Source organism: Sporosarcina aquimarina, from assembly GCF_019748715.1.
Taxonomy (GTDB): domain Bacteria; phylum Bacillota; class Bacilli; order Bacillales_A; family Planococcaceae; genus Sporosarcina; species Sporosarcina newyorkensis.
Window position 1 is genome coordinate 1 of the sequence record NZ_JACLBZ010000011.1, and the last position, 25,894, is coordinate 25,894.

At 39.6% G+C, this 25,894-nt stretch carries 24 protein-coding genes and 3 pseudogenes; 14 read left to right on the forward strand and 13 right to left on the reverse strand.

All coding sequences use genetic code 11. The annotated features are described in order from the left end of the window. Window positions 1–55 precede the first annotated feature (55 nt). Window positions 56–1,882 carry an L-lactate permease gene (locus H7J92_RS05610; RefSeq protein WP_221835855.1) on the reverse strand — a complete coding sequence of 609 codons (1,827 nt, stop codon included), beginning with the start codon at window positions 1,880–1,882 and terminating at the stop codon, window positions 56–58. A gap of 233 nt (window positions 1,883–2,115) precedes the next feature. Between H7J92_RS05610 and H7J92_RS05615 the strand changes: the two genes are divergently transcribed. The 4 genes from H7J92_RS05615 to H7J92_RS05630 all read left to right on the forward strand — a co-directional run bounded on the left by H7J92_RS05615 (window position 2,116) and on the right by H7J92_RS05630 (window position 5,878). After that, window positions 2,116–2,838 (forward strand): FadR/GntR family transcriptional regulator, encoded by a 723-nt coding sequence (locus H7J92_RS05615; RefSeq protein ID WP_009498656.1) that lies wholly within the window; start codon window positions 2,116–2,118, stop codon window positions 2,836–2,838. A gap of 157 nt (window positions 2,839–2,995) precedes the next feature. Further along, entirely contained in the window at window positions 2,996–3,715 is a 720-nt protein-coding gene (locus tag H7J92_RS05620) for a (Fe-S)-binding protein (RefSeq protein WP_078818502.1), read from the forward strand. A gap of 22 nt (window positions 3,716–3,737) precedes the next feature. Next, window positions 3,738–5,159: a LutB/LldF family L-lactate oxidation iron-sulfur protein gene (locus tag H7J92_RS05625; protein ID WP_078818501.1), complete on the forward strand. Its 1,422-nt coding sequence runs from the start codon at window positions 3,738–3,740 to the stop codon at window positions 5,157–5,159. 2 nt (window positions 5,160–5,161) lie between these two features. Continuing rightward, window positions 5,162–5,878 carry a LutC/YkgG family protein gene (locus H7J92_RS05630; RefSeq protein WP_009498651.1) on the forward strand — a complete coding sequence of 239 codons (717 nt, stop codon included), beginning with the start codon at window positions 5,162–5,164 and terminating at the stop codon, window positions 5,876–5,878. 39 nt (window positions 5,879–5,917) lie between these two features. On the opposite strand, the gene H7J92_RS05635 is transcribed toward H7J92_RS05630, so the two are convergent. Continuing rightward, on the reverse strand, window positions 5,918–6,187 hold the full coding sequence (locus H7J92_RS05635; RefSeq protein WP_040759845.1) for a hypothetical protein: 270 nt from the start codon (window positions 6,185–6,187) through the stop codon (window positions 5,918–5,920). Window positions 6,188–6,329: 142 nt separating this feature from the next. On the opposite strand from H7J92_RS05635, the gene H7J92_RS05640 reads away from it, so the two are divergent. From H7J92_RS05640 to guaA, 6 genes are all read left to right on the forward strand, one after another. After that, window positions 6,330–7,793: a nicotinate phosphoribosyltransferase gene (locus H7J92_RS05640; protein WP_078818619.1), complete on the forward strand. Its 1,464-nt coding sequence runs from the start codon at window positions 6,330–6,332 to the stop codon at window positions 7,791–7,793. A gap of 18 nt (window positions 7,794–7,811) precedes the next feature. After that, a complete protein-coding gene (gene nadE / locus H7J92_RS05645; protein ID WP_078818500.1) occupies window positions 7,812–8,636 on the forward strand; it encodes an ammonia-dependent NAD(+) synthetase in 825 nt (274 codons plus the stop codon). A gap of 256 nt (window positions 8,637–8,892) precedes the next feature. Then, on the forward strand, window positions 8,893–9,840 hold the full coding sequence (locus H7J92_RS05650) for an AAA family ATPase (RefSeq protein WP_009498647.1): 948 nt from the start codon (window positions 8,893–8,895) through the stop codon (window positions 9,838–9,840). Then, window positions 9,837–11,021, forward strand: a complete 1,185-nt coding sequence (locus H7J92_RS05655) for a DUF58 domain-containing protein (protein ID WP_078818499.1) — start codon at window positions 9,837–9,839, stop codon at window positions 11,019–11,021. The genes H7J92_RS05650 and H7J92_RS05655 overlap by 4 nt, the downstream gene beginning before the upstream one ends. After that, window positions 11,018–13,183 carry a DUF4129 domain-containing transglutaminase family protein gene (locus H7J92_RS05660; RefSeq protein ID WP_078818498.1) on the forward strand — a complete coding sequence of 722 codons (2,166 nt, stop codon included), beginning with the start codon at window positions 11,018–11,020 and terminating at the stop codon, window positions 13,181–13,183. The genes H7J92_RS05655 and H7J92_RS05660 overlap by 4 nt, the downstream gene beginning before the upstream one ends. A gap of 203 nt (window positions 13,184–13,386) precedes the next feature. Further along, window positions 13,387–14,940 carry a glutamine-hydrolyzing GMP synthase gene (gene guaA / locus H7J92_RS05665; RefSeq protein WP_040759842.1) on the forward strand — a complete coding sequence of 518 codons (1,554 nt, stop codon included), beginning with the start codon at window positions 13,387–13,389 and terminating at the stop codon, window positions 14,938–14,940. Window positions 14,941–14,996: 56 nt separating this feature from the next. On the opposite strand, the gene H7J92_RS05670 is transcribed toward guaA, so the two are convergent. The 7 genes from H7J92_RS05670 to H7J92_RS05700 all read right to left on the reverse strand — a co-directional run bounded on the left by H7J92_RS05670 (window position 14,997) and on the right by H7J92_RS05700 (window position 20,309). Beyond that, on the reverse strand, window positions 14,997–16,208 hold the full coding sequence (locus H7J92_RS05670; RefSeq protein ID WP_221835858.1) for a tyrosine-type recombinase/integrase: 1,212 nt from the start codon (window positions 16,206–16,208) through the stop codon (window positions 14,997–14,999). A gap of 38 nt (window positions 16,209–16,246) precedes the next feature. Beyond that, the gene (locus H7J92_RS05675; protein WP_018709270.1) at window positions 16,247–16,432 is read right to left on the reverse strand and encodes a DUF3173 domain-containing protein; all 186 of its coding nucleotides are present in this window, start codon (window positions 16,430–16,432) and stop codon (window positions 16,247–16,249) included. A gap of 518 nt (window positions 16,433–16,950) precedes the next feature. Continuing rightward, the gene (locus tag H7J92_RS05680; protein ID WP_077735386.1) at window positions 16,951–17,205 is read right to left on the reverse strand and encodes a helix-turn-helix domain-containing protein; all 255 of its coding nucleotides are present in this window, start codon (window positions 17,203–17,205) and stop codon (window positions 16,951–16,953) included. Further along, a complete protein-coding gene (locus H7J92_RS05685) occupies window positions 17,189–17,626 on the reverse strand; it encodes an RNA polymerase sigma factor (protein WP_077735385.1) in 438 nt (145 codons plus the stop codon). Before H7J92_RS05685 ends, H7J92_RS05680 begins: the two co-directional genes overlap by 17 nt. Before the next feature lie 467 nt (window positions 17,627–18,093). Further along, window positions 18,094–19,245 (reverse strand): acyltransferase family protein, encoded by a 1,152-nt coding sequence (locus tag H7J92_RS05690; protein ID WP_221835861.1) that lies wholly within the window; start codon window positions 19,243–19,245, stop codon window positions 18,094–18,096. 103 nt (window positions 19,246–19,348) lie between these two features. Beyond that, the gene (locus H7J92_RS05695) at window positions 19,349–19,570 is read right to left on the reverse strand and encodes a hypothetical protein (RefSeq protein WP_018705612.1); all 222 of its coding nucleotides are present in this window, start codon (window positions 19,568–19,570) and stop codon (window positions 19,349–19,351) included. Window positions 19,571–19,595: 25 nt separating this feature from the next. Continuing rightward, window positions 19,596–20,309: a GAP family protein gene (locus H7J92_RS05700; protein WP_221835863.1), complete on the reverse strand. Its 714-nt coding sequence runs from the start codon at window positions 20,307–20,309 to the stop codon at window positions 19,596–19,598. 96 nt (window positions 20,310–20,405) lie between these two features. Between H7J92_RS05700 and H7J92_RS05705 the strand changes: the two genes are divergently transcribed. Next, window positions 20,406–21,011: a TetR/AcrR family transcriptional regulator gene (locus tag H7J92_RS05705; RefSeq protein WP_221835865.1), complete on the forward strand. Its 606-nt coding sequence runs from the start codon at window positions 20,406–20,408 to the stop codon at window positions 21,009–21,011. A gap of 651 nt (window positions 21,012–21,662) precedes the next feature. Then, window positions 21,663–21,890: pseudogene (locus H7J92_RS05710) on the forward strand (LOG family protein); the annotation flags it as partial. 351 nt (window positions 21,891–22,241) lie between these two features. Here H7J92_RS05710 and H7J92_RS05715 read toward each other — a convergent pair. Both H7J92_RS05715 and H7J92_RS17645 read right to left on the reverse strand, forming a co-directional pair. Next, complete coding sequence (locus H7J92_RS05715) at window positions 22,242–22,844, reverse strand: hypothetical protein (RefSeq protein ID WP_018705617.1); 603 nt, start codon at window positions 22,842–22,844, stop codon at window positions 22,242–22,244. Window positions 22,845–23,179: 335 nt separating this feature from the next. Further along, window positions 23,180–23,322, reverse strand: a pseudogene (locus H7J92_RS17645) (TetR/AcrR family transcriptional regulator); the annotation flags it as partial. Window positions 23,323–23,538: 216 nt separating this feature from the next. On the opposite strand from H7J92_RS17645, the gene H7J92_RS05725 reads away from it, so the two are divergent. Further along, on the forward strand, window positions 23,539–23,751 hold the full coding sequence (locus tag H7J92_RS05725; protein WP_221835873.1) for a hypothetical protein: 213 nt from the start codon (window positions 23,539–23,541) through the stop codon (window positions 23,749–23,751). Here the strand turns inward: H7J92_RS05725 and H7J92_RS05730 are convergent. Then, the gene (locus H7J92_RS05730; protein WP_221835878.1) at window positions 23,720–24,472 is read right to left on the reverse strand and encodes an alpha/beta fold hydrolase; all 753 of its coding nucleotides are present in this window, start codon (window positions 24,470–24,472) and stop codon (window positions 23,720–23,722) included. The two genes, H7J92_RS05725 and H7J92_RS05730, sit on opposite strands and share 32 nt — an antisense overlap. Window positions 24,473–24,796: 324 nt before the next feature. On the opposite strand from H7J92_RS05730, the pseudogene H7J92_RS05735 reads away from it, so the two are divergent. Beyond that, a pseudogene (locus tag H7J92_RS05735) lies at window positions 24,797–24,946 on the forward strand (TetR family transcriptional regulator); the annotation flags it as partial. A gap of 34 nt (window positions 24,947–24,980) precedes the next feature. Here H7J92_RS05735 and H7J92_RS05740 read toward each other — a convergent pair. Further along, window positions 24,981–25,892, reverse strand: coding sequence for a conjugal transfer protein (locus tag H7J92_RS05740; RefSeq protein WP_221835881.1), 912 nt, complete (start codon window positions 25,890–25,892; stop codon window positions 24,981–24,983). Window positions 25,893–25,894 lie beyond the last annotated feature (2 nt).

Below are 25,894 nucleotides of genomic sequence, written 5' to 3' on the forward strand. Positions count from 1 at the left end.
ATAAAACTCTAACTTTTAGGGGTCACTACACAATGGCTCTTTTTGCATTCTATAATTACGATGGTTGACGCAATGATTCTACTGACAACATCCGTTTATCTGTCGCCATTTTTATGATATATGCCGCCATAATTCCGATAGCGAGGATCAACCAGATATTTAGGAATCCGTGGATAAATGCCATGCCGAAGAATCCAGCCGCCAATAAATAGTAACTGAGCGGGAACAGTACACGGCGGATCAACAGACCTTCTTTACCGATCAACCCAACTGTCGCCGAAGCTGCCACAACATTGTGCACACAGATCATGTTACCGGCAGCGCCTCCTACGGCCTGCATTGCAACGACAATTCCGGCTTGTGTCGTATCCAAACCGATATTGCCTGCGGCGCCGAATTGGAATAGAGAAAACATCATATTACTGAACGTATTGCTTCCTGCTATGAAAGCGCCGAGCGCACCAACAATTGGAGCAACGAGCGGCCAGAAATCTCCAGCGACGACAGAGACACTTTCAGCTAAAACTAACGGCATGTTTTCGCCTATTAATGATGTACTATCAGCCGCTGCTTTACCTGCTGCAAGCGAAGTATTCAAGAATATTTTGATCATCGGTACAGCAAAGATCAGTGCCACCCCCGCGGTTACCGCCGTGATAAATGAGCTTTTCCATGCTGATAAATACTCCCTAGGTTTCATTCGATGAAAGAAGTAACCAAACAGTGAAGCTACAATAAAGAAAAAGCCAGGCAAGAATAAAGGTGTCGAGACCGTGGTGATACCTGAACCGAACATGTCTTCAAACTTCAACGTAATAGCTGAGTGTTTCAATAAACTTTCGAAAGGCTCTGCCGTTCTCGATAGGACGAGTAATACTGCAAGTACGACATATGGCATCCATGCATTTAACATAGAAATCTTACGGCTTTCATCCAAAGGCTTGGCAGCTTCATGGTTCAGCTTGCCGAACCAATCCTCCTCCCACTGGGCACGAGGTGGAAATTCAAACGAATCTTCTGTTTTAGGCATGAACAATCCCTTACGAGCAGCAGGAACGACGATGATCAATGACACGAGTGCGCCAAGTAAAGAAGGAAATTCAGGACCTAATGTAAGGCCGATCAGGAAATACGGAATAGTGAAGGCCAACCCTGCGAATAGAGCGAATTTCCAGACTTTTAAACCTTCACGGAATGACTTGCTGGGACTAAAGAAGCGAGTCAGTAAAGCTGCCAAAAATAATGGGATCAATGAGCCGACTACGCCATGGATCAAAACCGTGTTGGTAGTGATTTGGAGTAAGTACTCCGGGAAGCTCATACCCATTTTATCCAATGCCGTCATAACGGCTGGTTGATCCGCAAGACCAGTATTTACGCCGATTTGTATTGGAGTACCAATGGCTCCAAAAGAAACGGCAGTACTTTGAATAACGAGTGATACCATGACAGCAGCTAGTGCAGGGAAACCTACGGCAACTAACAGTGGGGCAGCAACAGCAGCGGGCGTGCCAAAACCTGATGCACCTTCGATAAAGGAACCAAATAAGAACGCAATGATAATCGCTTGAATTCGCCGGTCAGGTGAAATCGAAGTGAAACCGTTCCGAATTGTATGTATGGCACCGCTTTCTTTAATGGTATTTAACAGTAATACTGCACCGAAGACGATAAATATAACTTCCAAGGCAGTAATTAAACCGTTAAATGCAGCTCCTGCAACGATATTACCTTTTGTTCCCCAGATGAATATAGCGATGAGAGCAGTGACAACGAGAGCAATAGGCATAGCCCGGCTAGCAGGCCAGTTCAATAAGACAAGAAAAACTAAAATCGTGACAATAGGCAATAAAGCAATCAGCGATAAAATCAATAAGTTCAAATAAATAGCCTCCTTTTTGATAGGTTAGATTGGAAAGCGTTTTCAAATAGTGTTAGATCATTAGGTCATCTGATGACCTAATGACTGATAACTCTTTTCACGATTATATAGACTACCATATTAAAAGACAAGCAATTTTTTATATTTTTAGATTACATGCTTTGTTTACACGTTTTAAGTCATAATAATGCATTATGGATTATAATGAGAGTAGAAGACAGGAGTGAAGATTCTTGAAATATAAGCAAATCAAGCCGAAGAAAATATATGAAGAAGTAGCTGAAGCGTTATTGAATTCGATCCGCTCGGGGGAGTTGAAGCCAGGAGATAAACTAGAATCTGTTCAGCAATTGGCGGAAAGCTTTAATGTGGGACGTTCAGCTATTCGCGAAGCATTGACTTCTTTACGTGCAATGGGATTGATTGAAATGCGTCAAGGTGAAGGGACATATGTTATGGAATTTTCATCAGATGATTTGGTGTTCCCTCTGCATAGTGCGATGTTAATGGGCGAGGAAGATGTCTTTCATTTACTGGAGGTCAGAAAGATATTAGAAGCCGGTGCTGCATATGCTGCTGCTGAAAAACGTACGGAAGCAGATTTAATTAAGATGGAAAAAGCCTTGAACGAAATGAAGGAACACGCAGGAGATATTCTTCTCGGAGAAAAAGCAGATTTAGACTTTCATTTTGCTATTGCCAGGGCCAGCGGAAATCCTATTTTGGTCAGTTTAATGAATCAAGTATCTGACCTGATGGGGGAATCGATGAGGGAAACCCGCCGAATTTGTCTGTACACTGAAACGACGACTGTAGACCGTTTGCATGAAGAGCATGAAGCAATTTTCTTGGCAATTAAAAATGAATCACCCGATCTAGCCGCTACAAGTATGAAAGAACATTTGTTTAACGTAGAATCGGTTTTATCTAATTATATGCGCTCGCTAAGCGAGTAACCAATTTCACCCGATTTGCAATCGGGTGAAATTTTTTAACAGAAAATATAGAGAACATCTATTAAACCTGAAAGTTTTGTAGTATGCTATGAAATAACTATAAGTCATCTGATGACCTGTTGACTCTGAAAAGTCTATCCCAGAGAGGTGAATGAAAATGAAAGTCAGCTTATTTATTACATGTCTCGTAGACATGTTTTATGCAGATGCAGGAAAAGACATGGTAGAAGTATTGGAAAGGCAAGGCTGTGAATTATCCTTCCCCAAAGGCCAGGTATGTTGCGGGCAGCCTGCCTACAATAGTGGCTACGTGGAAAATTCTAAATCGGCGATGAAAAATATGATCAAAACGTTTGATGGCGCGGAATTTGTTGTTACGCCATCTGGATCATGCGCAACGATGTTCAAGATGTATCCTGAAGTTTTCAAAGATGATCCACAATGGAGAACGAAAGCTCAAGAGCTTGCAGATAAAACGTATGAATTCACAGAGTTTCTTGTAGATGTACTCAAAGTAGAGAATGTCGGAGCAAAACTATCTGGGAAAGCAACTTATCATCCATCCTGCCATATGACTAGATTGCTAGGCGTCAAGGAAGCACCAAAAAAATTACTTGAGCAAGTCGAAGGTCTTGAAATGGTTCCGTTACCAAACGCTCATAATTGCTGTGGTTTTGGCGGCACGTTTTCGGTCAAGATGGGTGACATTTCTGAACAGATGGTAGATGAAAAAGTAAACAGTGCGATTGAAACAGAGGCTGATTATTTAATCGGGGCGGATTGCGGCTGCTTGATGAATATTGGAGGACGTGCGGAACGGACAGGAAAGCCAATCCGTGTTATGCATATAGCGCAAGTATTGAATAGTCACGAGTAATTCAGAAATGAGGTGAAGCTTTATGGCAATGAAATTCAGTACGAAAAACTTTACGGATCGAACGAAAGATAATATTTCAGATGATTTTATGCGCAAGGCAGTGGCAGGGGCACAAGAAAGGTTGCACGGTCGTCGATTGGATGCTGCTGAAGAGCTCGGAAACTGGGAGGAATGGCGTTCTCATGGAGAAGAAATCCGTCAGCATGTCCTAGAAAATCTTGACTTCTATTTGCATCAGCTCAGTGAAAATGTAGCCGAACGTGGCGGCCGTGTATTCTTTGCCAAAACGGCGGAAGAAGCAAGCGTATATATCCGGGACGTTGTAGAGAAAAAAGAAGGTAAGAAAGTCGTTAAATCTAAATCTATGGTGACGGAAGAGATTAATTTGAATTCAGTTCTCGAAGAAGCTGGATGTGAAGTCATCGAGACGGATTTAGGTGAATACATTTTGCAGGTGGATGATCACGATCCGCCATCTCATATCGTAGCGCCGGCGCTACATAAAAATAGAGATCAAATCCGTGATGTTTTTGCGGAGAAATTGGATTATAATAAAACATCCAAGCCGGAGGAACTGGCATTACATGCACGTGAAAAGCTTCGCAAAGAGTTTTTGGCAGCGGATATCGGCATTACTGGCTGTAATTTCGCAATTGCAGAAACGGGATCGATCAGTCTCGTGACCAATGAAGGGAATGCACGGCTTGTTTCCGCATTGCCGAAAACACAGATTACAGTGATGGGTATGGAGCGTGTCGTTCCTTCCTTTGAAGAATTCGAAGTACTGGTCAGCCTTTTGACACGCAGTGCGGTTGGTCAAAAATTGACAAGCTATGTGACCGCGTTGACAGGCCCAAGAGGCGAAGGGGATGTGGATGGTCCTGAGGAATTTCATTTAGTGATCGTAGACAATGGACGTTCGGAAATTCTAGGTACTGAATTCCAATCAGTTTTGCAATGCATCCGTTGTGCTGCTTGCGTCAACGTCTGTCCTGTCTATCGTCATATTGGCGGGCATTCTTACGGCTCGATTTACTCGGGGCCGATTGGTGCAGTATTGTCACCTTTGCTTGGCGGTTATGATGATTTCAAGGAACTGCCGTATGCCTCTACGTTATGCGGAGCATGTACGGATGCGTGTCCGGTAAAGATTCCGCTTCATGAGTTGCTTCATCAGCATCGTCAAGTCATCGTGGAAGAAGAAGGCAGAGCACCGATTTCCGAAAGACTTGCAATGAAAGCGTTTGGAATTGGAGCCTCATCCAATCCGTTGTATTCCATGGGAGCGAAAGTTGCTTCCACTGCGATGAGACCATTGACGAAAAACGATCGCATCTCAAAAGGACCGGGTCCGCTTAAAGAGTGGACGGACTTGCGTGAGTTTCCTGCTGTAGGCAATCAACGTTTCCGCGATTGGTTCTATGATCAGAAAGGAGGCAAATAATCATGACAGGAACGATTCGAAACCGAGACACCTTCCTTACTGAAATTGCCACCCGTTTAGGTCGGGAACCTAAATTGAACGTGCAGAAACCCGTGTGGAAACATCAGCCGCAACGCGCGGTATTAAAGGACGCTTCAGCAGATGAACTGTTAGAAGTGCTGCGCAATCAATGTCTGCAAATTCATACGGATTTAATTGAGACAAAGTTGGCAGATCTTCCAAAAACCTTGGCTGAAGCCGTCAAATTATACGGCGGTGGACCGTTGTCGTTATGGAAAGATGAGCGTTTTGACAAATACGGGTTGACCAATTTAATTGAAAATGAATGGCCGGCGGAAAATATAGAAGTGAATAGCTGGGACACTACACTCGGTGAGAAGAATATCGAATTGGCGGAACAAGCGAATATTGGAATTACATTCAGTGATATGACTCTTGCGGAATCGGGTACTGTCGTGCTGTTAAGCAGTTCTGATAAAGGACGTTCCGTTAGCTTGTTGCCTACGAATTATATCGCGATTATTCCGAAAAGTACGCTCGTTCCAAGAATCACCCAGGCGGCAGACTTGATACGAGAGAAAATAGATAACGGCGAACAAGTGCCTTCCTGCATCAACTTCATTACGGGTCCCAGTAACTCTGCAGACATTGAAATGAATTTGGTAATCGGAGTACATGGTCCTGTGAAAGCTGCTTATATAATAGTAAATGACTGTTGATCGTCATTGAAAAACCTTCCAACTTAGGAAGGTTTTTTCTCATATATCTTCTTTTAATCGATCTACATATTCTTTTGCTTCCAATAAAGAGAAACCATACATTTCTCTTGATAGTTTCACTGCTTTTATACTCTCACCGGCATGGATCAATGAAAGGATTTCATCATTTGCAGGCGGCTCGGGGAAATTTTGTGTCAATTGATTCAGCATTGACTGCTGCCGAGCCAGGCGTCTTTCAATGGCATCTAACTTAGTTAAAATTAAAAAGCCGAAAACAACGATAACGGACACAAGCAAGATTATATTCAATATTATCACTCCTTATACTTCTGTACGAAGTGAAAGTCAAAAAGTTTCAAGAATGAATTATGACGAAGATGGTTACTTTACGAAGAAAAAGGGGAAATAGTGTATAATGGTACCATCATTGCAGCGGAAGAAGGAGACGACTATGACCTCATCATATTCAGACGATAGCCTAGCGTTACACACAGATCTTTATCAATTAAACATGGCGGAATCCTACTGGGCGGATGGCATACACGAACGGAAAGCTATTTTTGAATTGTATTTCAGAAAGATCCCGTTTGGAAATGGCTATGCTATTTTTGCAGGACTTGAACATGTATTGAAATATTTGCAGGAGTTTTCATTTACTGAAAGCGACTTAGCATATTTGCGTGAAGAACTTGGATTTGCTGATGACTTTTTGGAGTATCTGAAAGATGTTCGCTTTACTGGGGATGTTTATTCCATGAAAGAAGGCGAGCTGGTCTTCGCGAATGAACCAATGATTCGTATTGAAGCACCATTGCTTGAAGCACAACTGATTGAAACGGCATTGCTCAATATCATCAATTATCAGACGTTGATCAGCACGAAAGCTAGTCGGATTAAGCAGGTTGTAAAGGATGATATCGTTATGGAATTCGGCAGTCGACGTGCGCACGAAATGGATGCGGCGATCTGGGGAGCACGGGCTGCTGTAATCGGCGGTGTCGAATCAACGAGTAATGTGCGGGCTGGAAAACGCTTTGGCCTGACAGTTTCCGGTACCCATGCGCATTCATTCGTTCAAGCGTATAAAGACGAATACACTGCTTTTAAAGTCTACGCACAACGTCATAAGGACTGCGTATTTTTAGTGGACACTTACAATACTTTGAAAATCGGTGTACCTACTGCGATTAGAGTTGCCAAAGAACTTGGCGACAGCATCAATTTTATCGGTGTTCGGCTCGACAGCGGAGATATTGCGTTCTTGTCAAAAGAAACTCGCCGTATGCTTGATGAAGCGGGCTTCCCGGACGCGAAAGTTGTCGTCTCCAATGATTTGGATGAATACACGATTTTGAACTTAAAAGCACAAGGCGCGCAAGTTGATATTTGGGGGATCGGCACCAAATTGATTACTGCTTATGATCAGCCTGCGCTTGGAGCGGTCTATAAAATTGTCTCTATTGAAAACAGTGATGGTGAGATGGAAGATACAATTAAAATCTCGGCCAATGTGGAAAAAGTGACAACACCAGGACGCAAAAAACTGTACCGGATTATCGATCTGGAAAACGGCAAAGCGGAGGGTGATTACATTACGATGCATGACGAGGATCCGACACAAGAGGAACGGATTAAAATGTTCCATCCGGTACACACATTCATCTCGAAATTTGTTACGAATTTCAAGGCGGTCAATTTACATGAACAAGTGATCCGTAAAGGTGAAGTGATTTATGAGAATCCGGCCGTTTATGACATCCGTGCATACGCACAACAGAACCTCGAACTGTTATGGGAAGAATATAAACGTTCATTAAATCCAGAGGAGTATCCTGTCGATCTCAGTCAGAAATGTTGGGACAATAAAAGACGTAACATTGAAGAAGTTCATGAGATGGTAAATAACTTTAAATGAAGCAAAGGAGTGGGAGCGTTGACATTGCAGCAAGAAATTATCCAAGCACTAAAAGTGAAGCCGGAAATCGATCCGCAGCAAGAGATCCGGACTTCCATTGAATTTTTAAAAGCTTATTTGAAGAAGAATACATTTTTGCAAGGCTTTACTTTAGGGATTTCGGGCGGTCAAGATTCAACGTTAGTCGGCATGCTTGCACAAATGGCAATAAACGAGTTGAATGAAGAAGCGGGTAAAGAAGACTATCGCTTCTATGCGGTTCGCTTGCCATATGGTGTCCAGTTTGACGAAGATGACTGTCAGGATGCGTTAAATTTCATCCAGCCATCGATCGTCTATTCCGTGAATATAAAAGAAGCGGTAGATGCCAGTGAGCGCGCCCTTGCCAATGCGGGCCTGCATCTTACGGACTTCGATAAAGGGAATGAAAAGGCCCGTGAACGAATGAAAGTCCAATTTTCAGTGGCAGCAGTTCATCATGCCGTTGTTCTTGGAACGGATCACGCCGCAGAAGCAATTACAGGTTTTTACACGAAGTTCGGGGATGGTGCGGCGGATCTTATGCCGATCTATCGCCTGAATAAACGTCAGGGAAGACAGCTGTTGCAGGCGCTGGATTGTCCGCCGCACTTGTACAATAAAATCCCGACTGCTGACCTCGAGGGGAATAAACCGGCTATACCCGATGAAATTGCACTGGGTGTGACGTATGATGAAATTGACGACTATTTGGAAGGTAAAGAAGTCTCTGATGAGGCACGCGAGCGAATAGAAGGGCATTATTTGCGGTCTGCTCACAAACGACACTTACCGATTACAGTATTCGATGACTTTTGGAAATAAGAACTGCCTGCCTTTTGTTTAACAGAAGGCGGCAGTTTTTCTGTTTGTCGGACCTAATAGTTTCAGGTATGATAGTTTAATACAGATCAATTACGCCTCGGCGTAATTGCGTCCAGATTTTGAATCGAGCATGTCCGATTCACTCCTTTCAGAATCTGTGACATCCGCCGAAGGTATTATCCTCATTCAGCGGGTGTTTGAACACCTGCTGAATAAAGATAAATGGGATGAGTTAGTGAATTGAGGGGGAAACGATATGCATTCACAGTGGATCGAACAAGTACTGGGGAATATAGAGAAAGTCATTGTCGGCAAACGAGAAGTTGCGGAGTTAAGTATTACGGCATTGCTGGCGGGTGGCCATGTGCTGCTTGAGGATGTGCCGGGCGTTGGAAAAACCATGTTAGTGAGAGCGCTTGCAACATCGATTGGTGCACAATTTAAACGAATACAATTTACGCCCGATTTATTGCCGTCCGATGTTTCGGGGGTTTCGATTTATAATCCGCAAACGATGCAGTTCGAATTTCGACCTGGCCCACTGATTGGCAATATTGTGTTGGCGGATGAGATTAATCGGACATCACCGAAAACACAAGCAGCTTTATTGGAAGGCATGGAAGAGGCATCGATTACTGTAGATGGCACGACGATTCAACTTCCTAAACCATTTTTCGTAATGGCTACGCAAAATCCAATTGAATATGAAGGGACGTATCCGTTACCGGAAGCTCAACTGGACCGTTTTATTTTCAAATTGAAAATGGGCTATCCATCAAAGCAACAAGAAATGGATATTTTAAAGCGGGCAGAGCAGCAAACACCGATTGAGCAGATAGGACCTATTGTGACGATAGAAGAGTTATTGGAATTGCAGCAGAAAGTCCAAGAAGTCGTTGTAGACAATACGGTTGTTTCCTACATAGTAGATTGTGCTGAAGCGACGCGTCATCATGAATCTGTGTCGTTAGGCGTAAGTCCACGGGGGTCTCTCGCACTCATGAAAGCCTGTCAAGCATATGCATTTATTAAAGGTCGTTCATTTGTCTTACCGGATGATGTGCAGTTTCTAGCTCCCTACGCATTTTCACACCGCTTGATTTTAAAGCCAGAAGCTAAATATAAAGGAATGGACCCAAGTGAGCTCATCCGACAGGTTTTATCTCGTTTGGAAGTGCCAGTTCAGCGGCCAACTTCTGTATGAAGCAACTGATTAAGCGCTTAAAATCGATTGGTAGTATTGTCGGAGTTGTTGGGATTGGTGTAGCGTCCTATATTTTTGCGAAATTTCAAGGTGGATTCGTCAGTTGGTTTATCTTCTATATGCTGTTGCCATTTGTATTGTATTCTATCCTGCTTTATTTTTATCCGTTACGAGATTTCACTGTGAAACGGAAGATTTCAGCTGAACAATTGACACGCGGGGGACGGGTAATCGTTCGTTTGATTATTGAACGAAAGTTGCCGATGCCTTTGTTGTATACAGTAATTATAGATAAAAGAGAGCATGCCAACAAGGAACGGACAGTACAGCAAATCGTGTTGTGGGGCTTTCGAAGACGGTACGAATATTCATATACTCTGACGAATATTCAGCGTGGCGAATATCGGTTGAAAGCTGTGGAAATTGAAGTGGTGGACTTTTTTAATTGGATTCGAAAGCGACGCGTCTATGCGCTCCAAGATTCATTTCTGGTGTACCCGAAAATGACCGATGTGCTGTATGAATCAGCGAATTCACGAACAAGTGAAGGACAGAAGATGTCTGCCTACATGCTGGCAAAAGATGCGACTATACCGTCAAGCGTCCGAGAATATGCTGCAGGTGATCGGATGTCTTGGATTCATTGGAAATCATTTGCGCGTACGAATAAACTTATGACGAAAGAATTCGACGAACAGCACTCTGAACAGTATACAGTGTTACTGGACAGTTCTTCTTCGGAAACGTTTGAGGACACAGTGGAACTCGCAGCTTCCATCCTAACCGCAGCCAGAAATCATCAAGCTATGCTTACTTTGATGATTAGCGGGGATCGGCCTGCGGTATTTCCGGCGATTCAATCGGGCGATCAAATGCAGCAAGCACTCGTTCATTTGGCGAAGATCCAATCAGATGGGACGGGGAGCGTTTCAATGCCATTACAGAAAATGGATGCGAGTAGTAAGTTGCTGGTCATTACAGGGAATTTGCGAATGGAGTTTATCCATAGTGTTCTTCAGTTCTGCCCGAATCCTGCTTCCGTTGTGTGCTTTGTAACCCAGAACGATGAATCGGAAAATCTTCAAGTGATAATTGAGCAGGTCAGACGACTGGGAATTACGGTTCAGATTATCAGTAAAACGAATGTTTCATCTGCGCTGAAAGAGGCGGTGACATCTTGAAAAAAAACAATTTGAACTGGAAGGTACTCGTATTTTTATACGCGTTGAGCATTGTAATGCTTTGGGAATGGTTTATACCGATCATGGAGTTGACCGACTTCGGTTATCCTTCTCTTTTCCTTATTTATTTACTATTATTCTTTGTCTTAGCTTTATTCGACGTGCCTTGGTGGCTAAATGCTCCATTACAACTCCTTTATATACTGTGGACACTCCACTACATATATTTTGATCAACTGTTTTACTCTATGGAGTCGATCGGCCTTATTTTCATAGATCTTAAACAGAATTTGATGTTTTTATTCCAAGGCGATATAGGCGAGCTGTCGAATCTATTTCGCACTGTTTTACTATATACATTAATTTGGATGATTTCGTATTTAATACGACATTGGATAGAAGTGCGCAATAGCATGATGATGTTTTTTGCGATCACGGTTGTGTTTATCGCGCTGCTCGATACGTTCAGTTCATATGATGCATCCGCTTCCATCGTTCGGATTATGATGGTGGGACTGTTGATTGTTGGCTATTTAACACTCATTAAATTGACAGGAAAAGAACGAATTCCGATTCGTCCGAAACGATTGTTGCTGTTGTCATTACCGTTGTTACTACTCGTTGCTTCTGTTGGTTTGCTATCGAAGAATGCCCCTGTTCACCCGCCCGCTTGGCCTGATCCCGTGCCCTTTTTATTATCGATGAGTGATATGTCAGGGAATAAGGATGGCGAAGGTGTTTCAAAGGCCGGCTATGACCCGGACGATTCACAATTGGGCGGAGCTTTCGTCCAAGACCATCAGTTGGTATTTGAGGCGGATGTGCAAAAACGACAGTATTGGCGAATTGAGACCAAGGATACGTACACGTCTAAAGGTTGGGTACAAAATCAAGAGTCCGATTCTGAAATCTTGCATACAAATGAAGATTTATGGGAATCAGAAGATGCAGAGCCGTCCTACGCGAAATTACAATTCTCAGAGCATTTGCCGTTCTTGGTTTCGCCTTACGGTACGCAAAAGTTTTTCTATCCAGAGTCGCTTTCCATCATGCACGAAATAGATGCAAACCGTTTGTATATGCTGATGGGTGTCCAAGAAGAATTGGATAATTATGAAGTGGAGTACGTAACACCTAAGTATTCCATGTCTACTTTAAAGAAAACTGAAATGATCGCGTATGAAGCTGCGCCGGAAAATTTGAATAGCTATATGCAACTTCCTGACGAATTGCCAAAACGTGTAAAAGATTTGGCTTTGTCTATTACGGAGAAGGAAACGAGTGTGTATGATAAAGCCAAAGCGGTGGAACAGTATTTTAAAAGGAATGGCTTTACTTATGAGACACAGAATGTAGCATATCCAAGTCCCAATCAGGATTATGTAGACCAATTTTTATTCGATACGAAAAAAGGGTACTGTGATAATTTTTCAACATCTATGGCTGTAATGTTGCGTTCAGCAGGGATTCCGACACGTTGGGTGAAAGGCTTTGCACCAGGTGAGCTTTCGTATAAAGCGTCGGGAAAAACTGTCTATCGCGTGACGAATGATGAGGCTCATTCGTGGGTAGAGGCGTATATTCCAGATGTCGGATGGATGCCCTTTGAGCCGACAATAGGATTTACCCATCCGACTGAAATAAAATTTGACGTCGTAACTAAAGATGAAGAAGAGCAAATTAAGAAGAAACCAGAAAAAGAACAAGTAGAAAAAGAACAGCAACAGAAAAAGAAGAACACAACACCATCGATGTTCAGCAAGTTGAAAGGACAATTCATATGGTTCTTCACTCAATGGTGGTTGTATGCAGTACTTGTACTTTTATTAGTTGGCGGTATAGTATTTGCTTATCAAAAGCGAAGAAGCTGGCTGCCGAAATGGCGAGTGAAGCAACTTCGAAAGCGACCGGATGGCTGGCAGAAATTCGAACAGCAGTACATCCAACTAGTAAAACAATTATCACGCGCTGGCTTGCCGAAAGAGCCAGGAATGACACTCTCTCAATACGCCATACTAGTTGATGAACAATACGGTGGCGAACGTATGCATATGCTGACAGATGCGTATGAAAAGGCAATTTACGGAAATGATCGGACGTCGCAGGATTGGATTAAATTAAATGAAGTGTGGGAAGATTTAATCATTAGTTCAACTTGTTGATTTTTTTAAAAAACATGCGTAAAATATGTAGCGAATGAATGCTTGATATGACCTCATATATCTTGCTATAACGAACGTTGACTGCCATTGTATTACGTTATATGTATTCTTTGGCGGAAAAGGCGCGTGGAAAGTTACTTTCTTACGCGTCTTTTGTGATTGAGGCATGAATCGGCACTATTAAATTGGAAGAGGTGGATCAGTTGTCAAACGCTCCTTTGTTAGTCGAACAAGAAAAAATTGTGGTACTCGATTACGGCAGTCAGTATAATCAGCTTCTCACGCGTACGATCCGTGAATTCGGTGTGTATAGTGAGCTTCATGCACATACAACGACTGTTGATGAATTGAAGAAAATGAATCCGGTTGGTATTGTCCTTTCTGGTGGAACATCTTCCGTTGGGGATTCTGCTGCTTATGATATCAATCCAGAAATCTTCACATTAGGTATTCCTGTCTTAGGCGTCAATTATGGGACTCAGCTAATCGTGAATCATTTTGGCGGTACATTGGAAAAGCTGGCAGATCGCACTTACCGACAAGAGTCCATTACGGCAGATACCACATCTACATTGTTTGCTGGGCAAACAGAGAAGCAAAGCGTCTGGATGGGGCAAAGCGCTCATGTTGCGCAATTACCCGAAGGATTCACTGCGTCCGCAAAAGATTCTGCTGGTAATATTGCAGCGATTTCAAACGACGAGCAACAGGTCTATGGAGTTCAATTCCATCCTGAGGTTCACCACTCAGAACAAGGCAAAGAAGTGTTGCGTCATTTTGTATTTGATATTTGTAAAGCAAAAGGCGATTGGACAATGGAACGGTTCATTGAAATTGAAGTGGAAAAAATCCGCTCGACTGTTGGAGATCGTAAAGTGCTTTGCGCATTAAGCGGCGGAGTTGATTCATCAGTAGTAGCGGCTTTGATCGACCGTGCAATTGGGGATCAGCTAACTTGTATTTTCGTCGACCATGGACTACTCCGTAAAGGCGAAGTTGAAAGTGTTGTAAAGACATTTAGTGAACAATTCAGCATGCATTTCATTAAAGTGGATGCACGCAAACGATTCTTGGACAAACTTGAGGGCATTACGGACCCTGAGCAAAAGCGTAAAATTATCGGCAATGAATTCATTTATGTCTTCGATGAAGAATCCGCAAAATTGGACGGCATTAAGTTCCTGGCACAAGGAACAATTTATGCAGATATCATCGAAAGCGGTACAGCAACTTCCGCTACAATCAAATCACATCATAATGTCGGTGGATTACCGGAAGATATGGATTTTGAATTAATCGAACCTCTCCGTGCGCTATTTAAAGATGAAGTTCGCGCGGTTGGTGCAGAGCTTGGTTTGCCGGATGAAATCGTTCATCGCCAACCATTCCCGGGCCCTGGACTAGGAGTTCGTGTACTTGGAGAAATTACAGAGGACAAGCTTGAGATTGTTCGCGATGCAGACTGGATTTTGCGTGATGAAATTGCAAAAGCAGGACTCGACCGTTCAATCTGGCAATACTTCGCAGTCCTTCCGAATATTCGAAGTGTCGGCGTTCGTAACGAAAAGCGTTCTTACGACTATGCAGTTGGTATTCGCGCAGTTCATTCGGTTGATGGTATGACGGCCGACTGGGCACGTATACCTTGGGATGTATTGGAAAAAATCAGTACGCGTATTACAACAGAAGTTGACCAAGTGAATCGTGTTGTATATGATATTACGGCAAAACCACCTGGCACGATTGAGTGGGAGTAGTAGAAGGAGAGCTGAAACCCCTTTGTTTGTAAGGGTTTCGGCTCTTTACTCTATTTTCATTGCATTGTTATTGCATTATTTGTTTTTAATCCTTTACGCAGGTAACGAGCAGTGAATTGATTCTTGGGTGAAGTATCTTCATTTTCTGTTGCTGTTTGGTACGACATAATACCTTCTAATTTATGGGCTACTTCAAAGTTACTGTTAGGATACAAATGTCCGTAGGTGCCAAGTGTCGTTTCAATATCTTCATGCCCTAGGCGGTCTTTAATGATTAATGGGTTTTCGCCCATACTAATAAGCAAAGAAGCGTGAGAATGTCTTAAAGCATGTAATCTAATTCGATGAACCCCAGCTTTTTTTGAAAAACGTGTAATGGCATTCGCTAACGTATGCTTTTGTGTGGGGATACCATTATAGCTCATTACAAAATTGGTTTGAACGACAGATTGCTGCACGTCCTTCCATTCGCGGAGTAACGTTAATGTATCTCCATCTAATGCAATATGACGAACACTAGCCTTTGTTTTTGGTTCTACAAAAGAATAATTATCCAAATTCTTATAGTAAAGTGTTTTATCGATATATAACAGACCTTTGTTAAAGTCAATATCTTCCCATTGAATCGCAGTGGCTTCTCCAATCCGCATACCTGTCATAAATAAAAACCATAACGAGATAAATAAAAAATGTTGATAGTAGTCTTCCTTATAAAAGAGAGAGATGACTTTTTCAAATTCCTCTTTTGTCCAAAAGTCTATTTTTGTCTTTGTTTTCTTCACATTACCTACAATTTTTGATGGATTATTTTCAGCTAATCCTAAAACAACAGCTCGATCCATTGCCATAGAAAACAACCCTTGAACATTTCTAATATAAGAAGAACGATACTTCTTTTTAGATAACGCTAATTGCCATTTTTGAACATGAATTGGGGTAATTTCTGTTGTGATTAAGTTATTAAAAAAAGTGAAATGTTTTCTTACAGTTGGTAATCGATTATCGTACGTTCTTCCTTTTACTTGTGTTTTATACCAAGGTAAGAAAATATCTTCAATAAAATGTTGGAATAAAACGTCATCTTGCTTTTCTTCTAATGCGTCTGACTTTGTAAGAAGTAACCTCGAATATTCTTCCCTTGCTTCTTTTTTAGTCTTAAAACCACTGCGATACTTCTGAATTTGCTTGCCAGTGATGGGGTGATATCCTAAATTTGCCCTAAAATAATAAGTTCCGTTCTTTGCCTTTTTGACGATATCTTTAGTCATGATTTCACTCCTTACGCAATTAGTGCAAGAAGTACAAATCACACATCTAAAGTTATCCCTAATACTTCCTCTACAGCTTCTTTAGGAACACGATCTAACTTTTTAGATTGATAATACGTATGCCCTTTTGAAATCATTAGTTTTTTACACTCTCTAATGATATCAGCTGAAAAAGAGGGACCATAACCTAGTGCTATCAAGTCTTTTTTAGTGACTGTGACCATATGAACTCCTTTCCATAGACTAGGATATGCTATTTGATATCTGTCTATTATTATATCGCGTCTATAAAACTAATTCTAATACGTTGCGTGAATTTGGCTCTTGCACTAAAATAAAAAGGATTCAATGTCATAACTTGGTAGTTACTTTAACCTATCTTGCTAAATTGAATATCAAAAATCAGACGGCTGCCGGTGCAGCTCCACGGGAATTTCACCCCTGCAAGTATTTCTTCCAGCCCTACTCATAGCTTGCGACGCTTTGAACGCTCGAACCATGACGATAAAGGAGTATCATTATCCTAACTGATGGGTTATCGCCAGCAATCCACCACGATTGCATTAGATTCATAGATTATCGCTCGTTTCTAACGAAAGTCATGGCGTATGAATCAAGTGGCTCGTCATCAGTAAAATGTATCTGATTTTTTAGTTTATACTGCACAGCGTTATCTTCCGTGCTTTCTTTGTCAAAGAACAAATATATGATTAATGAAAGGGAAAACCTAACCATTCTGTATTCAAATTTTGAAAGCTAAAACAGATTGCATAAGCTTCGCTCGTAAGCGTTCGCGTGTATCTTCATCGATGCCCCAATAAGTGTTTCCTTGTTCATCACGGAGCTTACGCATGGATAGGCTTGTCATATAGCTTCCATAATGTAGAACAACTACTTTCATTGCTTCTGGCTCACCCTTATTTGCAGCTAAAATAATTGGGTACGGCAATAAACCACGCTCGTTGTTTCCAACATTAGAATTAATCACTCCATTCATCTGCATGTTCCTCCAAAAATCGTCTTAACCTTTTGAAAGAGCTTGTCCTCCTATACTGAACGGTACTACGTGGAATATCGAGTAGTTCAGCTATTTCTACATCTGATTTGTCAAAAAAGTAGTATAAAAGGACAGTCTTACGCTTTTCTTTTGGCAAAGTACGCAACGCTTCAGCGAGTAATTTCGGAGTTATTTTCTTTCCAGCCACTTGAAAACTTTGTCCTTCTTCTCCTTCATATTGCTTATCTAAGGTATAGAGTTGATTTTCTTCTTGTGGTGTGAGATCAGAAAATGTCATCTCCTTTGCTTGTCGTTGTTGTCTTTCGTTGAAAATATTAATTGCTTCATTCTTCAATACACGTTTACAAAAAGCATTAAATGCACAGCGAACTTGCCACTCGGTACGATCTGGTTCTATCATGCATTTCCTCTCCCTTCGCAACTGCAAAGGTGGGTGATGATTTCCCCTTTCATAACCTTCAACAAGATTTTTTATGAAATGCCAAAAATAAAAGCAATATTTTTAAAAAATATTCATTAAATACAAAAAAGCCCAACTGAACATAAGCCAGGTGGGAGTAAAAATTTATACATATTATTAAATGGAAAATTCTATTTGAAAAAGTTGAAAGCCTTAGTTCAAGAAGAAAACAAAATACGACAAAACAAAAAGTAAAAGTAGTATATGAGCTAAGTCACGATTATCCTGTGAAGGCATTACTCAAAATTGCCGGTATTCCACGTAACACTTATTATTATAAAATTAATACTTTTAAGCACTCAGATAAAAATCCAAAGTAGAAAAGGCTCATTAGTTCTATTTTTGAGAAGCATAAGGGCAGATATGGTTATCGTCGTATCCTCTTTTTTCTTTAAAACTCACCATCCCTAAAGAATCTTTGACACAAAGGGAATCTGCCTAATTATATAACCTAACAAGAAGCAAAGTGGTATCGTGATCAGAATCATAGCTAGAAACATGAAGGATGGTGGAAAGTGGATGACCTTCAATCCAGCAATAACAATAGCGATAATCGGTATATGAATGATGTAAATCACGAAGGAATGGGTTGACAAGAAGCTCCAACCTTTTCCTTGATGAAAAACTCTTTTGCGAAAGAATATGATTAATCCGAGAATGATGCCAACACAAAATAGAGCTTCCCAAAGAGAATAAACCAAAGATGTCCAGTTCCAGCCGCCAGAAAACTGTAATCCGTCTACCCCAAATATCAAGACTAAGGGAAGGAGAAGAATCGATGCTCCAATTGCAATTCCAAAACCCGCTCTACCCATAGAATCAGGAGTATTTCGAAACCAATTGCGTTGGTAAGCGATGATGCCCAAAATGAATAGCCCGACATATTGTGGGAGATCATAGCCGCTTGCTGTAAAAAGTCCAACAAATGATTGAACCCCGGGAGATCCACCGGGTAAATCAAGAGCAGGGACCCACAGTCTTATGATGAAGTATCCTACTGCTAATATCATGACAAAGACTGTAAACATCCTGTAGGTGGGTGGCGTACTCTGACGAACTACTGATAGCTTATTTTTACTCATAAATTTCGCCCAAACTGCGTATAAACAAACGAATACGAAAAGTAGCTCGACGTACCACATCGGGCCATAGGTTAAATGTGAAAAATAGGTTTGCCATGTAAATGGCTCCTGGTTAAGCATATAGACTTCAATTGATTGAACTTGACTAAGAATGAGAACGTAGAAGATAAACGGGACTAGGAACCGGATGAATCTATCTTTGATAAATCGGGTTGCTCCATTACGTTCAAAAGATGAAGGAACAAAATATCCAGAAATAAGAAAAAACGTCCCCATGAAAAAAGTCTGATTAAAAGCAAGGAATAGAAGACCCATAACAACCCCAATAGACCCTTGTGATAATACCTCGTTATAGATGGAAAAATACACTAAATGATGTAGCACTACTAACATTGTAAGAGCTGCCCTTAGGTTATCAATAAAGTATAACCGACCTTCCTTTTGGAGAGACGAGCTCCCTATATGTCTTGAATTCATAATAATTCTTATGTTCCCCTCTATTAATATTTAAAAATATATCTCAACGGAGCATCCGCCAAGCTGGACGGCTATGTATAAGCCGTCCTATTTGCTCTATATTTTAATTTTCACTTTTAGTTGATCCGCCTATTTTCCAAGAGGCTAAACCTATGATCCCGCCAACTACAATAAATATAATGTCCATAACAATTTCAAATCCCTGAAACGCATCAATATAATTTACCAAAAACCAACTTTTTCCCCCATTAGTCAAATGATTGATTAATCCGCCTACTCCCTGTATAACGAAAAGTAGACCAAGTCCACTGATAATTTCTTTCATGATGAACACCTCATTAATAATTTTTTTAATTTAATATGCCTCTAAGACCGATGTTGAAAAAAACCGCACCTACTACTCCTATCGCTACCAAGAGTGAGGAAATCGGTGCTTCATTTAATTTTGATCTAATTTTATTTAGAAATTGTTGCAGTCTCTCTTTAAACATAATATTAACCCCTAACAAAAGAAGAGAAGGAAGCACCATTACAAGATTGTAGCCAATTATAATAAAGATAGAAGAGGACGGCTCAATTGTTAGGTGATTCATTAACAAAATTGAATAAAAGTAAGGCAACGCAGTTACAAATTCAATTAGAAAAACAATGATACCTAATATGATCATCCCTTTCATCGTTGTTTTTTGGGGTATAAATGAAATTAAACGTTTTTTTGTAGTATCATTTGGTTTACTGAAGCTAATTAGAACAATAGCTGCTCCAAAAAGGATATAAAACCAATTGATAAAGTCAAATTCAGATAATTTTCCAATTCCTTTCAATAGTGAATCTCCACCAAAGTATAGTAATAAGCCCATGATGAAGTAGCCAAACTGCGTAATAAACAAAAAAACAAGCAAGCGAGAAGATAATTGATTAGGCTGTGTCAATAATAAATAGGCTGTTACAGCAAGTACACCAGGACTTAATATATCAACTAATGCGCAAATAGAAATAATTAGCAAAGCTATTGATGTGTCTATTGATGAAGAAGGCATTAATGCTTCAATACTTTCGATCAAATATAGAGTCCCTCCTTTTTATATGTTATAATTTAAATAACACGGTGTGTTGAAAACATAATAACACACTGTGCTAAAAAAGGGAAGTGATTTTTTATGCCGAGGATTGTTAATCATGAAAAAAAGAGGAAGTCAATTGCTGAGGCCGCTTGGAGTATTATTAAGGAAGAGGGAATCGAAAAGGCATCTATAAGAAGAGTTGCTATTGAAGCAGGCATGTCTGCTGGAGCGTTAAGACATTATTTTTCAACTAAGGATGAAATGTTATTATTTATCATGGATTATTACCTGGAAGAAGGGAAAAAACGTTCTCAAAGTAAAAGTTGGTCAGACAATCCATTGCAGGCAGTCGCAGAAGTTTTATTAGAGCTTGTACCAATTGATGAAGAAAAGAAAATCGAAACGAGCGTTTGGTGGATCCTTGCACTTCAGTCACTTACAAGTGATACATTAAAAGAAAAAAAAGATGAAATGACTAACGGTATGTATGAATTAGCAAATTCAATGATCGAGATATTAGTCCTACAAGGGATTTTATCTGATTCAACTAATGTAAAATTAGAAAAAAGTAGGCTAGCGGCATTAATTGATGGATTGTCCATTCATGCTCTGTTAAGACCTGATGTCTACTCTCCAGAAAAGGTGAAGGAAGTAATCCGTTATCATTTAGAAACACTCTGCGATGAAAGTAAATTGAGTTAATTGATCATGTATCTGAAGTTATAGTCCATTTGTGTTATAACGAGATGCACTTCAAAGGGGCATTTTGTTGAACAGTTGCATGAAGTAGGCTTTAGTATATTACAGCTTTTCCTTCCATTACAGGCATAGCCGTCATATTTTTAGTAAAAATACAGTTCACGGATAAGCTTGTAACTAAGTTAAAAATAAATTATTTTAGAATGGCAGTAAATTAGATGAAAAATTCACATTTTTAATCATAGGTTTAAAAAATAGTTACTTTTCAATAAAAATCTGATAGGAAGTGTGAAAATATGTTGGATACTATATGTTTTTTCTGCAAAAATAAATTTACGATTAATCATTCTGATTCACAATATTATAAAATCAAAAAAGGAGAAAATAAATATTATATATGTAAAAGTTTCAATAATTCATTTCAACAAGAAGCGATTAATAAAACTGGAATAAGTCCGGATCAAATTGATGATTATGATAAGTTTTTCCGGTATAAATAAAACTCTCTTTAATACCGCGTAAATGTCAATTTTCTCATCATTCTTACAAAACTTCCTGTAGAATATTCTCAACTGAGGGGATCGGAACGAAAGCGATTAATCGTGCGATAGCTTAGTTCGTAACCCTGCACTAGCCACATCATGCGAACACTGTGGAGCAAGTGTTGGTGTTATGGGAGCAGTTGCGGATGCTGTCTTAGATGAAGGTAGACAAGTTATTGGAATTATGCCTAGTTTTTTAGAGCAGAGAGAAATATCGCATAAAAGATTATCCAAGCTGATAGTTGTCGAATCTATGCATGAGAGAAAGGCTAAAATGGAAGAGCTTGTAGATGGCTTTGTCGCTTTGCCAGGTGGACCAGGAACATTAGAATGTCACTTTAGGAGATATATTGCACACTATTTAAACGCTATTTTGCATTAAGTAAATATAAAAGCCTAATTTCTCAACATTAAAATTGAGAAATTAGGCTCATAGAAGGACATTAAAACCTTTCGATCATGATGCATAATGTCCCAGGTTTTTCTAAACTTCATATTCCTCTTTGCTCTGGTTAAATAAACAAATAATAATTTACTCTAGAAGTTTTAGGTGACTGATTATTCACAAAGTAGCCTGTTTGTTGAACTAAGATCAATAATTAGGACTGTGAGTTTATGATACCATCCAAACACAGAAATGTTGAATGGTTGTTTTAAGATTCCCTTTTTTTCTTGGACATTACCGTTTTTCTCATCTAACTCGATAAGATGAGACTTGGTCGTTCCAAGAAGTAGTACCAGACATTCCCCAAGAAGTTAAATTGGTGGTAAAGTATTTGTTTGGATAACCTACAAGAGTTAAATAACGACCACCATAATAACGATTTTGATAGAGCCTAATCCAAGAACCAGGAGCTACAGATACAGCAGATATTCTGTTATCCCATGCAGTACTCAGAGAAGTGACCTGAGTTCCAGGATACGCAATTAATGATCTTCCATATCCATGACCCGAAGTATGTTCATATAAATAAGTTGGTCTTGCCATTATACCTATTGACTGACTAGATAATCGCTCTGTAACTTTTTGATGATATGCTTCATATTTTTCTGGAGTTGAGAAGCCATGTACCTTTTCTCCTTGATCAGTTGCTTCAACTACCATTCCAACAATTTTTTTATGTTTACCTGGTGCATATTTTATTCCATCTACTGTGTCAACTTTTAGATCCTGATCTGGATTCGATGTTAAACTAGCTGCATTTGTTCTACCTTCAAAACTAAAAACTAAAGAGAAAACTCCTACTAGGGCTATTAAAGCTAAAGACAGATTACGTATCATTTTTCTTTTCATCAAAGTTCCTCCTTAAATTAAAAGTCAATCTATTGTAGTGCAACTTTTTTCAAAACGGTTAAACTTTATTTTAAATCCACAACACGATATTCTTTAACTTTTTCCGCTTGAACCTCACCTTCCTTTTTGTAATAATATGACTTAATTTTCACCTCCTTAATAATTGACCGACTCTTCTGGTAAGATATGATATTTACATAGACCTGCATCTACTTGTCCCATGTTTTTAAAAGTGATTTCAACATATGAATGGCATGTTTCTGCTTTTTAGGATCCAACGGTTTCTGCCATCGAAGTTGCCCTTCTAATAAAAGCATCATTTGGAAAGCAATGTCTTCACATTGCATAAGGACCTCTTCGATTAGTTGTTCCTTTGATGTAAAGTGGTTTTGTATAACGTCATAGTAGCTACATTTGCTTCCTCAATAATTTTCTTTATTCCAACAGCATGAAAACCGTGATAGTTTCGGGCAATCATAAACACTCCTTATTAATAGGAAATCCTTTAATCTCTTTTAATGTATAAAAAAGAAACAGTGGTACCACTGGCTCTAGTCATGCTGTTAGAGAATAGCCATTACTTTTGTCATTTAATTTCTCACCAACTGATATAAAGACGTGAAGGTGTCATAAGTTATCAATATTCTTTAGGTGGAGACAGCCCCATGGATTCATTGACTGGAACAGGGGTAACATGGCACTCTATTTTATTGAGTATGATAAAAATTTTAAAAACTTTAATGAAGAAAATATAAAAATCATAGATATACTAAATGAAAATACAGAATCAGGTGAATGGAAAACCTTAGATTTTGCTAGTTTTGGCGCAAGTGGTTTAGAATTATTTGTCTATGGTTATAAGATGTCATTTCTGATTACCATTCTGGTAACCTCAAAAAAAGACTGATATGGTCGGAAACTTCCTTAGGGTGGGTCAAAGTGATGATGTGATTAGCACCAGGTATACGCACAAAGTTAATATTGGGAACTTCCTTATATAATTGTGCGATTTTAAAGAGATCTCCTGAGTCCTTCTCGCCTATGATAAAAAGTGTCTTCGTTTTAATTTCTCCCAATCTTTCCATCGCTGAATTGGAGGAAACAGTTTCGAATGTTTTCCAATCAAAAGTTTTTTGAATATTGTGTATCATCATTTCGCGCAATAAATCGTATGCTTTTCCAAAAGAAACGCTCCAGGAAGGCTCGCTTAATATTATATTAGTCATTTTCTCAACATCTGGTGCAACTTTAGAAACTCGGCTCTCTAATTCCGCATGTTCGGAAGAAAATTTAAACCCCGACAGGCCTGGAGCGACCAATACCAGTTGAGACACCCTTTTTGGATAGGTCAGAGTAAAATCAGTTGCAATTTGTCCACCTAGGGAATGTCCAACGAGGACACCTTTCTTAATTTTAAGATGATCCAAGAGTTTTCTAAGATCCTTAACATAATCAATGGGTTCATTCGGAACAGGTGACTTCCCTGCACCCCGGACATCAAGAGTGATTACTTTGAACGACTTTGAAAGATGTGGTGTGATGAATTCCCAGTCACGTGAATCCATAGCTCCACTATGAAGTAGTATAACTGGCTTTCCTCTTCCTTTAATTTCGTAATGAAGATCCATCTATTTCAATCTCCTTTCCCTGAAAAAAGTAGGCATTGCCCCATGACTATCTTCGTTTCATTTCTAAGATTCCTTTTCTTATCTCCCAAACTGTTTACAAAACCATTTAATAAACTTGTTCGGTTAAAAAGGAAGTTTAATGTACCATTACAAATGATTTAATTGCTCAAGAAGGTCCTATTTCACCACTTTTATAATGCCCATCCGCTTTAATGTTCTAATAAGTGATTTCAAGAATTTAAACATCCCCCCCTTATTTATTTCACACACTGTGATGAAATGATAATAACACAGTGTGCGAAATAAAAGCAAGAGGTGATTTGAGTGCCGAAAATAGTTGATCATGATCACAAAAGAAAAATGATCGCTGAAACAGCTTGGAAAATTATTGAAACGGAAGGCATTGAAAAAGCATCTATCCGAAGAATTGCATCTGAAGCTGGAATGTCTACTGGAGCAATTGATCAAACCTTTATTCTAAAGCTACAGTAAATAAACTAAATCATTTTTACTCGACAATCATCCAATTTGTATCTTTTTCTAACGTGAGTATATATTGTGAAAAATGTGCTGCTTTTGTTGCTTCGTCAATATATTTAACAGTAACCCGTACTTTTATTTGATTATCTATTGTCTGGAATACTGGATTGACTAGCTCTGAAAATAGATAATCCTTACCAATCGGTGGTAAAGCATTATTTTTCACATAATAATCAAGTTCCTGTTCTGTTGCAGTCGGATAAAATGTAAAGAACGTCTCCAAAAAATCTGTCACTTCCTGCACTGTATCAGAGTCAACTGTACCATTACTTTCAGGTTGTTGTGGCTCATAGTCTGATTTATTCGGCATGCTCCATAAGGTAGGGTTTTGTATAATTACTAAGTTTCCTACATTATCTTGATGTAATAAGATTCGATAGGTGGATCGGACCATTTCGCTATTTTTATCTTCCATAATTTTTTGATCTACCGAATAAACAACCGCATAGGTATTATCATTTTCTGGTGACACTGACCAGATATCAATATTACCTACGCTGGAACTAGTAGGAATATCATCTCTTACGGTATCGGTATTTAATGCTTGTAATTCCTCTGTCAAATAGTGACTGATCTTTTCCACCCGTTGTTCAATGGAATCTTTTTCATTTTGCCATGTGTAGTAATCTTTCACAAAGTTTTTCGTAAAGCTCTCAATCGCATTCGTATCGATGATCTCGTTTTCAATGATTTCTTTTTCATGAACGGTATGTTGATCAATTGCTGTAAAGTTTTTATAGATTCCAAAGGCTAGACTACCAATAAGTAATATCCATAAAAAAGTTACTGTTTTTTTACGTGTACCGACAGTCCGTACTTTCATTTTTCTGGTTTTTGTTTCGGTCGTTTGTTTTTCTTTTCTTTTAAAAAATCTTCTCATCT